Origin of the sequence: Amphritea sp. 1_MG-2023, from assembly GCF_030547545.1 — a bacterium.
Lineage (GTDB): Bacteria > Pseudomonadota > Gammaproteobacteria > Pseudomonadales > Balneatricaceae > Amphritea.
The window spans coordinates 38,463-52,145 of record NZ_JAUOQE010000002.1; the positions used below are offsets into that span (position 1 = coordinate 38,463).

At 47.3% G+C, this 13,683-nt stretch carries 10 protein-coding genes; 6 read left to right on the forward strand and 4 right to left on the reverse strand.

Annotation, left to right across the window (positions count from 1 at the left end; genetic code table 11):
* The first annotated feature begins 272 nt into the window (after nucleotides 1-272).
* The gene (locus Q4488_RS01535) at nucleotides 273-2,630 is read left to right on the forward strand and encodes a diguanylate cyclase (RefSeq protein WP_303578688.1); all 2,358 of its coding nucleotides are present in this window, start codon (nucleotides 273-275) and stop codon (nucleotides 2,628-2,630) included.
* Nucleotides 2,631-2,639: 9 nt separating this feature from the next.
* Here Q4488_RS01535 and Q4488_RS01540 read toward each other — a convergent pair whose 3' ends face one another.
* Entirely contained in the window at nucleotides 2,640-3,545 is a 906-nt protein-coding gene (locus Q4488_RS01540) for a LysR family transcriptional regulator ArgP (RefSeq protein WP_303578689.1), read from the reverse strand.
* 163 nt (nucleotides 3,546-3,708) lie between these two features.
* On the opposite strand from Q4488_RS01540, the gene Q4488_RS01545 reads away from it, so the two are divergent.
* Nucleotides 3,709-4,335: a LysE/ArgO family amino acid transporter gene (locus tag Q4488_RS01545; RefSeq protein WP_303578690.1), complete on the forward strand. Its 627-nt coding sequence runs from the start codon at nucleotides 3,709-3,711 to the stop codon at nucleotides 4,333-4,335.
* Between the two features lie 12 nt (nucleotides 4,336-4,347).
* On the opposite strand, the gene Q4488_RS01550 is transcribed toward Q4488_RS01545, so the two are convergent.
* Complete coding sequence (locus tag Q4488_RS01550) at nucleotides 4,348-5,913, reverse strand: PAS domain-containing methyl-accepting chemotaxis protein (RefSeq protein ID WP_303578691.1); 1,566 nt, start codon at nucleotides 5,911-5,913, stop codon at nucleotides 4,348-4,350.
* A gap of 312 nt (nucleotides 5,914-6,225) precedes the next feature.
* Here Q4488_RS01550 and Q4488_RS01555 point away from each other — a divergent pair, with 312 nt between their 5' ends.
* The 3 genes from Q4488_RS01555 to arfB all read left to right on the forward strand — a co-directional run bounded on the left by Q4488_RS01555 (nucleotide 6,226) and on the right by arfB (nucleotide 10,754).
* Entirely contained in the window at nucleotides 6,226-7,746 is a 1,521-nt protein-coding gene (locus Q4488_RS01555; RefSeq protein ID WP_303578692.1) for an aldehyde dehydrogenase family protein, read from the forward strand.
* Between the two features lie 315 nt (nucleotides 7,747-8,061).
* Complete coding sequence (locus Q4488_RS01560) at nucleotides 8,062-10,200, forward strand: cache domain-containing protein (RefSeq protein ID WP_303578693.1); 2,139 nt, start codon at nucleotides 8,062-8,064, stop codon at nucleotides 10,198-10,200.
* A 140-nt stretch (nucleotides 10,201-10,340) separates the two neighbouring features.
* Nucleotides 10,341-10,754, forward strand: a complete 414-nt coding sequence (arfB, locus tag Q4488_RS01565) for an alternative ribosome rescue aminoacyl-tRNA hydrolase ArfB (RefSeq protein WP_303578694.1) — start codon at nucleotides 10,341-10,343, stop codon at nucleotides 10,752-10,754.
* Nucleotides 10,755-10,811: 57 nt separating this feature from the next.
* Here arfB and Q4488_RS01570 read toward each other — a convergent pair whose 3' ends face one another.
* Nucleotides 10,812-11,510, reverse strand: a complete 699-nt coding sequence (locus tag Q4488_RS01570) for a response regulator transcription factor (protein WP_303578695.1) — start codon at nucleotides 11,508-11,510, stop codon at nucleotides 10,812-10,814.
* Nucleotides 11,511-11,664: 154 nt separating this feature from the next.
* Nucleotides 11,665-12,564 carry an AraC family transcriptional regulator gene (locus Q4488_RS01575; RefSeq protein ID WP_303578696.1) on the reverse strand — a complete coding sequence of 300 codons (900 nt, stop codon included), beginning with the start codon at nucleotides 12,562-12,564 and terminating at the stop codon, nucleotides 11,665-11,667.
* 222 nt (nucleotides 12,565-12,786) lie between these two features.
* On the opposite strand from Q4488_RS01575, the gene Q4488_RS01580 reads away from it, so the two are divergent.
* Entirely contained in the window at nucleotides 12,787-13,668 is an 882-nt protein-coding gene (locus Q4488_RS01580) for a transporter (protein ID WP_303578697.1), read from the forward strand.
* The last annotated feature ends 15 nt before the right edge of the window (nucleotides 13,669-13,683 follow it).

Below are 13,683 nucleotides of genomic sequence, written 5' to 3' on the forward strand. Positions count from 1 at the left end.
GTGTAAGGATATTCGTTGCGCAGCGGTGAGTCGCTGCGCTATCTTTCTTGGCCAAGCAGGTGTGGCGACGAGGCGACCATCATCTGTTTTTGAATAACGGAGCAGGGTACGTTATTGTTAAATACAGTGACTGATATCGAAACATGGAGCGTAGATTTTGCTATAATGCGCGATCCAATCAACATATGGCGTGAAAAGACTGTCTGCTGTCGTTCATGTGGGTCTAGACGATGTTAGCAAGGACTAATCATTTTTTTCTCAACAGAAGCCTATTGTTAGCAATAATTACCGGTATTCTGTGTGCCTTGCTGAGTATCATCGCCTATCAGTACAACGCCGCTATCGAGAATGATAAATTACATGGGCAGATCGTTCTTAGTGGCGTTCAGCAACGGGATAAGGTAGAAAACAGTGTTAATAGCACCGTTGAACTGTTAGAAACGGTCGGTCTTTTTGTTTCTCAAAGTCAAAACCTCAATCGCACTTCATTTGCCGCCTTTACGCGCCCGATCATACAGCGACATCCAGAGCTTTGGGCTATTCATTGGGTGCCTCGTCTCGACGACAGTCAGCGGAGTGCATTTGAGCAGCATTTAGCTCAGGAGGGCTTTCCCGAGGGGATCACGGCGCTCAATCGCTCAAATAATTCCGCTCTTAGCGCTCCCAAGCAAGCGGTTTATTACCCTGTCCTATACTCTGAACCGTTAGAAAGAAGCCATATGTCGATCGGCTTCGATACCCATTCAAGAGACCTGAATGCAACCGTCATTGATGCCTTAATCCGTGGTGATGAGCCATACTTGGGAACCGCACCCTTTTATCTGTTTAAGTCTGCCTCAGACTTACAGACACTCAGCTATTACCGTCCTGTCTATGAGACAGACCCTATTGAAGGTAAGCAACTGAGAGGCTTTGTACTGGCGTTAATCCAACCGCAGAGACTGTTAGACGCTATAGCATCGTCAGCATCAGGGATAAAGATGAGGCTGCATGATATCACTGACGCAGGCTTAGTGGAGATCGCTACAACGGCTGTCTTGAGTACGACGACCCCCACGATTTCTTATAGCACCGAACTTGAAATACTCGGCCGTCATTGGCTCTTAGATGTTTGGAATGACGATCTTCAGCCCGAGAGTAACCCAGCTTCAGCTATCTGGGTACTTATCCTAGGACTCTTTTTAACCTGCCTTATGATGGTCACCCTTTTTTGGCTATCGAGAACACATCGACAGGTTTTGTTGGAACGAGATAGAGCGCAAAGTTATCTCGACACGGTCGAAACAATTTTGCTGATGCTCGATGCCGAAGGCACAATTCAGATGATTAATCGTAAAGGCTGTGAGGTGGTGGGCGCTCCGCTGACGAGCTTGCTGGGTAAGAACTGGTTCAGCAGTGAAATATTGGTGGATTATCAGTATGAACATAAACGCTTTAATGAGCTGTTTACGCGCCAGCCTACGGATGACGATCTGTATAAAAATGAAAGTGAAATACGCCGATGCGATGGGCAGTTAAGGTTGATCTCTTGGCGTAATCGGTTGCGTTACGATGAAAGCGGTCACTTGGTGGGAGTGCTCTGTGCCGGTGTTGATATGACGCAACAGCGTCAGGCCGAACAGCTAGACAAACTTCGCAGCCAAGCGATGGAAGCCACCCTAAAGGGAGAGCCACTGAATTGTATCTTGGATGAGCTGCTTAGCGGTATCGAGCAACAGCACTCAGGGATAAGTTGTTCTATTTTATTGTTAGATAGTCGTGGTGAACACCTCAAAAGCTGTGCCGCACCCTCACTGCCTAAAGAGTATATTATGGCGATCGATGGTGTACCGGTGGGTGAGGGGATCGGCTCGTGTGGTACGGCGGCGTTCCGACGAGAACGGGTGCTGATCGAGGATATTACAACACATCCTTATTGGGCTGATTTCTCCGCAGTGGTAAAGAAGTTTAAGCTGCGCAGTTGTTGGTCAGAACCTATTTTTGGTAAGAAGGGGCGTCTGCTCGGTACCTTTGCTATCTATCATCAAACGGTGTCTAAGCCGACGCGCGCTGATCTCGAGTTGACGGAAAGCATTGCGGCTTTTGTCAGCATCTTGATCGAAGAGTTTCAGGCTGAGGCTGCGTTGATGAAAATGGCCAATACCGATGCGCTGACCGGATTACAGAATAGACGTAAGTTGATAGAGCTGCTTGAGGCTGAATTTCAGCGCGCTAAGCGTTATGGTCGATCCTTTAGTTTGTGCATGCTCGACCTGGATTACTTTAAAAAGGTCAATGATCAATATGGCCATGATGCGGGCGATCAAGTGCTTAAAACGGTTGCTGACACCATCACTGAGGTATTACGCGAAAGTGATGTCTGTGGTCGTATCGGCGGCGAAGAGTTCGCTATTCTGCTGCCGTATACCAGCCTTGAGGATGCCACCATTTTTGCTGAGCGATTAAGGTTAGCGGTTGCATCGAGTGAGACTATTCTCGATGATGGTCAAAAAGTGACTTTAACCTGTTCTATCGGGGTTGCTGAATATCGGCGTCAGCATCGAAAAGCGACAGCGGTACTGTCTGAGGCAGATGAACAGCTCTACTACGCTAAATCTCATGGCCGAAACTGTATTAGTAGCGCGCAGTAATGGCGTGAATTAGTCGCGAGATATCGGCGCTTGTTCGAGATGGCATTGGCAGTATCGAATTAATTGTTCGCTGAGTTGATGGCCCGTATCGGTGGCTAAATTCCAGCTATGCCAATACAGAGGAACCGCGATACTCTGCCCCGCAACAATCTCGGTAACCGCGCCACTATTCAGCAGTGCTTGCATCTGTAGATCGGGTGCCATGCCCCAAGCAAAGCCACGTTTAATTAACTCTGTAAACGCCTCGGAAGAGGGCACACGGTGACGCTGATAATGCTGAACGTCTGGATAAAACCGACTGATAAAACTGTTTTGTAAATCATCTTTTTCGTTGTATTCGACCGCAGGTGCCTGAGTTAATGCATCGCTGCAGACACCGTTTGGAAAGTAGCGTTGAATAAACGCAGGGCTGGCCAACGCTAGATAGCGACTGATACCGAGAAACACCGCGCTGCTACCTTGTAACGGCTTGCTACTGGCACTAATACAGCCCTGCACATCTCCTTGACGTAACAGCAGATGGGTTTGCTCCTGATCGTCAATTCTTAGATCCAGTAGAATCGGGCTCTGTTCCATCAAGGGTTGCATCGCATCCATAAACCAAGTGGCGAGCGAATCTGCGTTAAGGCCGATGGTTAGCCGAGTAAAACCCTGCTGCTTAACATCTTTGAGTTTATTTAATAGTTCGCTTTGTAACAGACTGATCTGATGATAGTGACGTTGCAGATGTTGTCCGGCATCCGTTAAGCGTAACGGTTGACTACGAATCAACAATAGCTGACCGGCGGCTTCCTCAAGCTGTTTAACTCGTTGTGAAATGGCCGATTGAGTCAGAAATAACCGTTTCGCCGCGCGTTCGAAACTCTGCTCTTCAATGACCGTGGCTAAAGCCTGAAGCTGACGATATTCAAACATAGGGCCTCGTGAGATGGGTTAATCAATGTGTTAAGGAATGGTTTGCTTAAGCCATATTAAAATTTTTAATGAAATATAAATATTATTAGTTTTACTAACCTATGTCGAATGCTTACGCTATGCCGATCATTGTGTATTCCCTTAAATCGGACGGTTAATCATTATGTTACTCTCAATTCCTGCTGCGTTTTTCACCGGTTTGGCAACCAGCGCTGGGCTAATTATTGCTATCGGTGCGCAAAATGCATTCGTCCTCAGTCAGGGAGTGCGTCGGGAATATCATTGGCCGATAGCCGGTTTATGCAGTCTGTTGGATACGCTACTGATCATCGCGGGGATCTCGGGTATGGGGGTGTTGATCAGTCAGTCGACCTTGATCTTACAGTTGATCACCTGGGCAGGAGGCGCGTTTTTAGTGGGGTATGGCGCACATGCTTTGCGCTCGGCGATGCGTGGCACGACCCTTGATGTCGCCGCCAATCAGTTTGGCAGCCTGCGTGCGGCTCTGCTGGCGACACTGGCCTTAAGCCTCTTGAACCCGCACGTCTATCTGGATACGGTGGTACTGTTAGGCAGTATTGGTGGCCGTTATGCGGAACAGGATCGGTATTGGTTTGGTGCGGGCGCTGCGCTGTTTTCTTTTATTTGGTTTTTCATGCTCAGTTTAGGGGCTCGATGGTTAGCCCCGTTGTTTCGCCAGCCGATAAGCTGGCGGATTCTCGATGGTTTGGTGTGCATCATGATGTGGACGCTGGCTGCCTTATTACTGACGGGCAATCTCAGCGCCTGAGCAAGATCGCGGTTAACGCGGTTTGATTTTATGATTCACGATTTGGGAAAGATCGGTCACCAGACGTGCCAGATTATTGATGGCTTGGTTGGTATTGGTGATGGAATCTTTATTGTTATCGGAAATATCACGGATCGACATAATGTTACGGCTAAGACTCTCGGCGGTATCGTTTTGCTCGTCGGCGGCTAGCGCAATCTGCTGACTCTGATCGGAGATCTGATTCAATGACTGTGTCAGTTGATCGAAGGCGTTGCCGGCGGTTTCCGCCTTAACGATACTGTCTTTGACCTGCTCATGGGTTTTACTCATGGTGGCGGTGGTATTGATGACCTTATCTTGCACCGCTTCGATACTGGTCTTGATCTGCTCAGTGGCCTTCTGTGTGCGAATGGCTAATTCACGTACTTCATTGGCAACCACGGCAAAACCACGGCCATTGTCGCCGGCCCTTGCGGCTTCAATCGCTGCATTCAGCGCCAGGAGATTGGTTTGATTGGTAATATCGTTAATCAGCGTGGTGATATGGCCGATCTCTTCGGTTTGCGTATGTAACTGTTCAGATAGGTTTGATGCCTGTTGAATCTCTTCTGCCAGCACCACAATTGTTTGCAACATATCGTTGATGATGGTTCTACCATGTTGCGCATCGAGCGCCGCCTGATGGGTTACATTGGAGGTGCGAGAGGTATTTTCGGCGACATTTTGTGAAGAAGATGCCATCTGCGTACTAGCGGAGGCGAGCATATCACTTTCAAGGTTTTGTTTATCGATACCGCTGGTGGTTTGATTCAGGCTTTGATGCGTGGCATTCATAACCTCTGTGAGCGTGGCAATCGCATCTTCTACGCGCCCAGAAATCGTACCAATTTTAGCTTCTAACAGTCGCGTGGCGATGTTGGCGGCGCCTACTTCATCCATTCTGGCGCTAATAACCTTTTGCGACAGGGGATTATCATAGATCGCTAATGAGTGCTTGAGCATGGCTTGTAAGGGCTTAAGCTGACGATAGCATAACGCGGTGAACGAAACTGTTAAGACGCCCGAGCAGAGTAATTTCATCAGGTTATCGAGCGGCGCTATATGAATGAGTGTGATCGACAGTAAACCGGTAAAAACACTGCCCAGTAACCGTTGAGCTAGCGATGTACGAGACAGTGATAGTCGCTTAGGGTTGGTCTTAATATGCTGATACAACTGCTCGGCTTGCTGTTTGATGTCGTTGGGTAAGCGAATGCGAACCGATTGATAGCCAATTTTTATACCGTTGTGATCATATTGTGGCGTGATATACGCCATAACCCAGTAAAAATCACCATTTTTACAGCGGTTTTTCACTGCGCCTAGCCAGGGCTTATCGGCTTTAGCACTGCGCCACAGATCCTCAAAGGCCGCGGCAGGCATATCGGGGTGGCGCACAATATTATGCGGTTGTCCAAGCAACTCTTCGCGACTATAACCCGCGATATCGATAAAATTTTGGTTGGCATAGGTGATGCTGCCAGAAAGAGATGTGGTGGAAATTAAACGACTGCTTTCCGGAACCTCTATTTCTCTTGCACGATGACGATCACCCATACCAAAACCTCTTATCCATTGATTGTTTGCCGGTAACACTCAGTATGATACATGCGCGGCGAGTAGAGCACAGTGAGTTTAAAGCCATAGCTATTGTAGGCTTATTTTAAGGTCGCTAAGTATACACGCTCAAAGTGCTAAAGAAAGCGGTGCCGACACTTTGTGCTAGCGGCTTTAAAACTACTACTAAATAACTAATTTATCAGTGCCAAGGAGGCATAGGTAAAAAAGCGCGCGCTTAGCTACTATGTATGGGTAGTCAAACGGCCCGCAAAGAAAGTGCGGTGTATAACAAAAAGAGAGGCATGGACAATGATTTACGCACAGCCAGGAACCGAGGGTTCTGTTGTTTCCTTTAAAGAACGTTATGAAAACTATATCGGTGGTGAGTGGGTTGCGCCAGTCAATGGGCAATACTTCGATAACGTATCACCTGTTAACGGTAAGCCATTTTGTCAAATTCCACGCTCCGATGCTGACGATATCAATCTTGCACTGGATGCCGCTCATGCTGCTGAGGCTGCTTGGGGTAAAACATCGGTTGCTGAACGCTCTAATATTCTGTTACGAATCGCAGACCGTATTGAGCAAAACTTAGAATTACTGGCGGTTGCCGAAACCTGGGATAACGGTAAAGCTGTGCGTGAAACATTGGCTGCCGATGTGCCGCTGTGTGTTGATCACTTCCGTTACTATGCGGGTTGTATTCGGGCACAAGAAGGCTCGATCGGTGAGATCGATGAGAAAACGGTTTCTTATCAATTCCATGAGCCACTGGGTGTGGTTGGTCAAATCATCCCGTGGAACTTCCCACTACTGATGGCGGCGTGGAAATTGGCACCGGCGCTGGTGACCGGTAACTGTGTGGTGATGAAGCCGGCTGAACAAACACCGGTTTCGATTCTTAAGCTGGTAGAAGTGATCGGTGATCTGCTACCCCCTGGCGTACTGAATATCGTCAATGGTTTCGGTAAAGAAGCCGGTGAAGCACTGGCGACGAGTACGCGTATTGCTAAAATCGCTTTTACCGGTTCAACGCCGGTGGGTTCTCACATTCTGAAATGTGCCGCGGAAAACATTATTCCTTCAACGGTTGAACTCGGTGGTAAATCACCTAACGTGTTCTTTGCCGATGTTATGGATCAGGAAGATGAATTTGTTAACAAAGCGGTTGAGGGTGCGGTATTAGCCTTCTTTAACCAAGGTGAAGTCTGTACCTGCCCATCGCGTTTGTTGGTGCAAGAGAGTATCTATGAGGCTTTCATCGCTAAAGTGATTGAGCGTTCTAAGCAGATTAAGCGTGGTAACCCGCTGGACACCGATACCATGGTGGGTGCACAGGCATCTCAGCAGCAGTTTGAGAAGATCCTGTCTTATATGGAGATCGGTAAAGAAGAGGGCGCTGAGTTCCTGATCGGTGGTGATGTGCACGAACATGAAGGCGAGTTTAACTCGGGCTATTATGTGCAGCCGACCCTGATGAAGGGGCATAACAAGATGCGCGTCTTCCAAGAAGAGATCTTCGGCCCAGTCGTGGCGGTGACAACCTTTAAAGATGAAGCTGAAGCGTTAGAAATTGCCAATGATACCGAGTTCGGTTTGGGTGCTGGAGTTTGGACGCGTGATATGAACGTGTCTTTCCGAATGGGGCGCGGTATTCAGTCCGGTCGAGTATGGACGAACTGTTATCACCTTTATCCTGCACATGCTGCGTTTGGCGGTTATAAGAAATCCGGTGTGGGGCGTGAAACGCACAAGATGATGTTGGATCATTATCAGCAGACTAAAAACCTGTTGGTGAGTTACGACATTAATCCATTGGGCTTCTTCTAATCCACTCAATCACGTTGATTTTAAGATAATCAAGATTAATCCCTAGGGGTAGCGTGCTACCCCGCTTCTCGATCTCCAATTGTCGTTTGGAGATTAGCACCGCAATCAGCCATCACGACGGCTGAATGCACTCCGCATCCGGTAGTGCATCTTTTACCGGATTATGTCGGTGTTCTTCGCGGCCTTAGGCCGCTTTTTTTTGCTTCCTACATTCTGAGTACAGTTTTTTCGCCGAAACCGCGAGTCTCTGATAAGCTTAATGACACTAATAGCGTTACATAGTCGTTTTCGTAGGGTTCACGAGGCGGGGTAGTAATGGATTTTACAAAAGTATCCGGTAGATCAGGTTTTAATGTTTTCTGGTTGATATCAGTCTCAATGGTGTTTTTGTTGGCGGGGCTATTCGCTTATTTTTTTATGGCCAGTCAGCAATACAACCATCTTCATCTTGATAAGCTACAGGCTTCCATTCAGTTGCATATTAATCGTCGCCTGCAAAATGAGGTGAATGATGCAATACACTTCATCGACGCTCGCTACCATAGCGCTGAACGCATGATTATGGCTGAATCGCAAAACGAAGTGTCACAGGCAATCACGCTGATGAACCGTTTTTATGCGCAAAACCGGCACACCATGTCTGATGTAGAGCTCAAACGACAGTTAATTGAGTTACTAAGAGGTATGCGCTTTTTTGACCACCGAGGTTATATCTTCGTCGGTGATCAGCACGGCAAAGGCCTGCTCGTACCAGAACAACCCGACCTTGAAGGCACTTCCATGATCGATATTAAGGATGATCAGGGATATTATTTCGTGCGCCAGTTTCGTCAGATAAGTCAGTCTGAGACGGGGCGAGGGTATGTGCGTTATCGCTGGTATCCACCGGGTGAACGTCAGCAGATGGAAAATAAAATTGCCTATATTGCTCAATTTAAACCGTACAACTGGTTTGTCGGAGGGGGAGATTATATCTCTCATATTAAGCAGGATCTGCAACAAGAGGTGATTGAGCATCTACAGGGTATTCAATTTGGTAAAAATGGCTATTTATCCGTTATTGACCTTGATGGCAAGGTGATTGCCGGTCAGGGTGTGCAGCAGTTTGTTGGCAAACCTCTGGCTGAGCTGCAACAACCGACCGATAGGAGACGTATCGCTCAGCTGTTGGAACGGGTGGAACAGGGAGGGTTCATGCTCAGCGCGTGGTATCAGGAAGATGGTCAGCCAGCGCCAGAGCAACTGCTTTATGCCAGTTTATTCCCCGCCTGGAATTGGGCCGTGTTGGCGGGTAGTTATGATGATCCTTCGCTGGAGCTATTACTGCAGCAGCGAGCACAGATTGATCAAAATGATCGCGACAGCAATATCACATTGGCGCTGCTGATCATGGTGTTGGTATCGATTGCGGCGGTGTTGATGCGCTATTACGTCAGAGGCTTTAAAGAGGTATATAGCCATATTCAGAACGACTTAGAGCAGCAGAGTATTGCGCTGAATGAAAATGCACGGGCCTTGGAAATCAGTAAGCGGGTGGTCGATGCCGCCCATGAAGGAATTATGATTACCGATGCCGATAATCATATTATCCGTATCAACGAATCCTTCACGCGGATTACCGGTTATGTCTTCGATGATGTCAAAGATATGAATCCTAAAATCCTTTGTTCATCTTCGCATCCCCCTGCGTTTTATCAGGCAATGTGGCAGGCTTTGAATACGCAAGGCGAGTGGCATGGTGAAATATGGAACCGCCGGAAAAACGGCACGCTCTATCCACAAGCGCTGTCGATCACTATTTTTCGAAACGCTCAAGGAAAGGTTGAAAACTATATTGGCACCTTCACCGATATCAGTCAGCGTAAAGCCTTTGAGGAACAACTTGAGCATATGGCGCAGACGGATTCATTAACCGATCTACCCAATCGTCGTTCGCTAAGTCATCGTTTGCGTCACGAGCTCGATGTGCTCAAGCGACACCCCGACCGTCAGTTAGGCTTAATCTTTATGGATCTCGATCTGTTTAAGAATATTAACGATACCTTCGGTCATGGTGTTGGCGATCAGGTGCTCATTACCATTGCTCGTCGCTTGAATGATACGGTGCGCGTAATTGATATGGTGAGTCGAGTGGGAGGGGATGAATTTATTATTCTGCTCGGCAGTCAACCCGGTGACATGCAGCAGACCGCGATTTGCTTGGCGCAACGAATCATACAGGCGGTATCAAAGCCGTTAACGATAGCGGACACAGAATTACAACTGACCACCAGCTTAGGCATTGCCTTAGCGCCCGAGCACAGTGAAGATGCCGCGCAATTGATGGAATATGCCGATCTCGCACTGTATCGAGCCAAAGAAGATAGTAGTAATAACTACCGACTCTTTTCAATGCGAATGCTTGAGGAAAAATTAGCCACTAACGTCACGATTGAGAAGGCGATCAGTGAATGAATTGGGGAAGATGCTGCTGTTTTGATAGCAATGATGCTGTCATTGACGTGACGAATTTCAGTCACCTTTGGTATTCTCAGCGCTGCTGACGGGCCACCGTCTCTGATACAATAGCTTGTTTTCTCCAATAGGTCGCAATAGTGCTGGTTATCTCTAATAATGTTTCGATTCCCGATGATGAAATTGTCTTGAGTGCTATTCGTGCGCAAGGGAGTGGCGGTCAGAATGTCAACAAAGTCTCATCAGCGATTCATTTGCGCTTTGATATTGCCGCGTCATCGCTGCCTGAGTTCTATAAAGAGCGCTTACTTCAGCTTAAAGATTCTCGCATTACCAAAGAGGGTGTGGTGGTGATCAAAGCGCAACAGTTTCGCACGCAAGAGAAAAATCGTGAAGATGCGTTGCAACGCTTACAGGCACTCATTAAAACCGTCACGGTGGTGCAAAAGGCTCGACAGGCGACTAAACCGAGCCGTTCCGCAAAACGGAAAAGGGTTGATAGCAAGACCAAGCGGGGTCAGGTGAAAGCGCTGCGTGGTCGAGTCTCGGATTAATCTGTAACGCATGAATGCACTCAAGGTGACATTCTGGAGTGTCGCTTGCTAAGCCGGTCAATCATCTGTTTTATCGGCAAAGAGATAGCCGACCCCGTAAACCGTGTTGATCAGGGCATTCTCTTTGCTGTAATCATTCAGCTTTTTTCGGAGTCGTCCTATCAGCATATCAATGGTACGGTCTGAGGGGTGCCAATCTCGGTGATAAAGCTCGTTCAATAGTGCTTCCCGTGGCATTAGCTGATTACGGTTGTTTAGCAAGGTTGTTAACAGGGTAAACTCATTTTTGGGTAGTTTAGTTAGGTGGCCTTCAGGTGACTTAAGCACGTGACGTACAAGGTCGAGTTGCCAACCGGCAAAATAGCTTATCTTAGGCGTTTGCTGTGTTTCGGCGTCGAGGCTAAGGCGTGACCAGCGACCGAGATTACGCACCCGTGCGGATAACTCACGATAATTAATCGGTTGAGCGAGATATTCATCGGCTCCCATCTCTAGGGCAACGATGAGATCTTCGGGGGTTTTCTGTTGACCGATGAGAATAATGCCGCAGCGATGTTTGCTGCGCAGTTCTCGGGTGAGGTGAAAGTCTGGTTGTCGTGCAGTCGAACAATCGATAATAAAGACATCGGTACTATCAGTATTATTCGGCGGTAAGTCTGGCAGCGTATTAATATTAAAACCGAATCCATTTTGTTGCTGGAATTCAGCAAGGTTATTCGTAGCGTATTTATCGATAACGGTGATATTCATGCACATATTATTATTCTTTTATTATTAAATAGATTTATCGGGCTATTTATATCAATCGAATAATAGAGCTTTATGGGCAATGAGGTCTGGTAAAAAATTGCTTAACCTTGGTAAAAAATCAAGTCACTAGTCTGTTGCTGTTTAACCCTCGATGGGGCGGCTAGCGAGCACGTATTTGGCTGGCGCTCATATTAAATTCTCGCTGTAACTGTTTATTCATATGGCTTTGGTCGCTAAAACCAGTGGTTTGGGCAATTTGGCTGGGAGTCCGTTGACTGTTAAGCAATCGCTGTCGAGCAGCATAAGTGCGGCGTAGCATGACAAACTGATGAGGAGTGTAACCACTACTGTGCTTGAACGCCCGGCAGAAATGATAGCTGCTCATATTCAGTTGGTTGGCCATCTGGTCTAGGGTGATTTTTTGATCGAGGTGTTGATCAATATAACTGATGAGTTGCTGTAAGCCTTTTGCAGTAATCTTACCCGCTTCTTCGTGTCGATGGATGCTTTTATTGGAATAGCTCTTCAATAAATGGATGATGGCTGCGTTAGCCAAGCTCTCCATATAGAGATTACCGCTGGCAAAGTTATCTTGCATATCTCTGAACATCAGTTCCGATAGGCTTTGGAGTACCGGGCTATCGACATCGAATAGGGCTTGGAGTTCGAGGTTGCTAGGGTCGAGATTAAAGCTTTCCTGCATCACTTTGGCGACCGCTGTATAGGGAAACAGGATATGCAAAGTGCTAGAGTCGGGCTCAGGGATGAGCCACTGGTTATCTTGAAACGCCGGAATAAAGGCAAAAGATTGGCGTTTCCACACCCCGTTATAGTGTTGCCCCGCACAGTGATAACTGACCGCTGCCGCCGGTGGTTTATAGTTGTAGATCATTACATGGTGATCCATACCGGGCAGGTTCAGATCAACATAGGGCAGTCGGGCATAGTTTTCTAGCCGGATATTGGTGAAGCTATGGCCGTTGCTAGTCTCACTGGCTTCAAAGGGAATAGTACTGAGTCGCTGCTCGGGCGTAATCAGGCGTGCTTTGCTATCAGGCATAGTACAACCGTTTCTCTTTTTATTATTAAATAGTAATGCTTGATAAACTCATCATAAAAACTATCGGGGCATAAAACAAGATTTGAGTTTGGTTAGTATATTAATTAATTGTCCTGCTGGTTTGTTACGTTCTGTTACATATTGGCATAAATGTTATCAAGTTTTCACAATATTTCATTGGTATCGTCGCCCTGTTGTCACAATGTACCAGAGGAAATTAACGTGAAAAACAATAACTATAAAGCCTTGTCAGTGTCCGCTTTGCTGTGCGGAAGTCTGCTGTCGAGTCAAGCTTTTGCCGTGGCTGAAACGGTTCACCCTCGGGATTATATCCCCGCTCCTAAGGGCGTTAATTTGTCGGTCACTTATCTGCAAAGTGTGTCCGGTGATGATTTCAATGTCGGTGGTGACACCGTGTCCAATGATGCAGATCTGCGGGTCAACGCTGTTATTCAACGTTTTATACATTACACCGAATTGTTCGGCATGCCTGCTGATCCACAAATTATTATCCCCGTGGTTGATCAGGATGTGGGTATTCAGGGAGAACAGAGTTCTGGAATTGGCGATATTTTTGTTGGTTCAACCTTCTGGCCAATTGCTGATAACGAGAATAAAGAGTGGTTTGGCATCACCCCTTTTGTGTATCTCCCTACCGGTGAGTACGAGAGCGATAAGGCGGTCAATGTGGGCGCCAACCGTTGGTCTTTTGTTTTGCAAGCGGGCTATACCAAAGGGTTGACCGATGACGGTCTATATATGGATTTGATCGGTGAGGTTGAGATCTACGGGGACAATAATGACTTAGCCGCAGGTGATACGCTCAGTCGTGACAATATGTATCGCATGAGTGCGATGTTGTCTCAAGATGTGACTCAAGGTGGTTATGTTTGGGGGCGGTACAGTAAGCAAATAGGGGGTGAGATCGAGGTTGATGGTGTCGCTCAAGTGGCTTCCGACGTCGATACCGGCACCTTAACGTTGGGTTATACCCAATGGATTGGTAAGCGCTTTCAGCTACAGGGTGAATATAGTAAAGACCTGCATGTTGATAATGGAATTGAAACCGATGGCGTGACCTTGCGGGTTGCGATCCCGTTTTAAGTTCTAAGGTGAAAA

What these genes read in the sequence shown, in the direction of transcription:
- Q4488_RS01540 (WP_303578689.1), bottom strand. Translation starts at nt 3,545, where the DNA reads ATGTTTGAATATCGTCAGCTTCAGGCTTTAGCCACGGTCATTGAAGAG.
- Q4488_RS01545 (WP_303578690.1), top strand. Translation starts at nt 3,709, where the DNA reads ATGTTACTCTCAATTCCTGCTGCGTTTTTCACCGGTTTGGCAACCAGC.
- Q4488_RS01550 (WP_303578691.1), bottom strand. Translation starts at nt 5,913, where the DNA reads ATGGGTGATCGTCATCGTGCAAGAGAAATAGAGGTTCCGGAAAGCAGT.
- Q4488_RS01555 (WP_303578692.1), top strand. Translation starts at nt 6,226, where the DNA reads ATGATTTACGCACAGCCAGGAACCGAGGGTTCTGTTGTTTCCTTTAAA.
- Q4488_RS01560 (WP_303578693.1), top strand. Translation starts at nt 8,062, where the DNA reads ATGGATTTTACAAAAGTATCCGGTAGATCAGGTTTTAATGTTTTCTGG.
- Q4488_RS01570 (WP_303578695.1), bottom strand. Translation starts at nt 11,510, where the DNA reads ATGTGCATGAATATCACCGTTATCGATAAATACGCTACGAATAACCTT.
- Q4488_RS01575 (WP_303578696.1), bottom strand. Translation starts at nt 12,564, where the DNA reads ATGCCTGATAGCAAAGCACGCCTGATTACGCCCGAGCAGCGACTCAGT.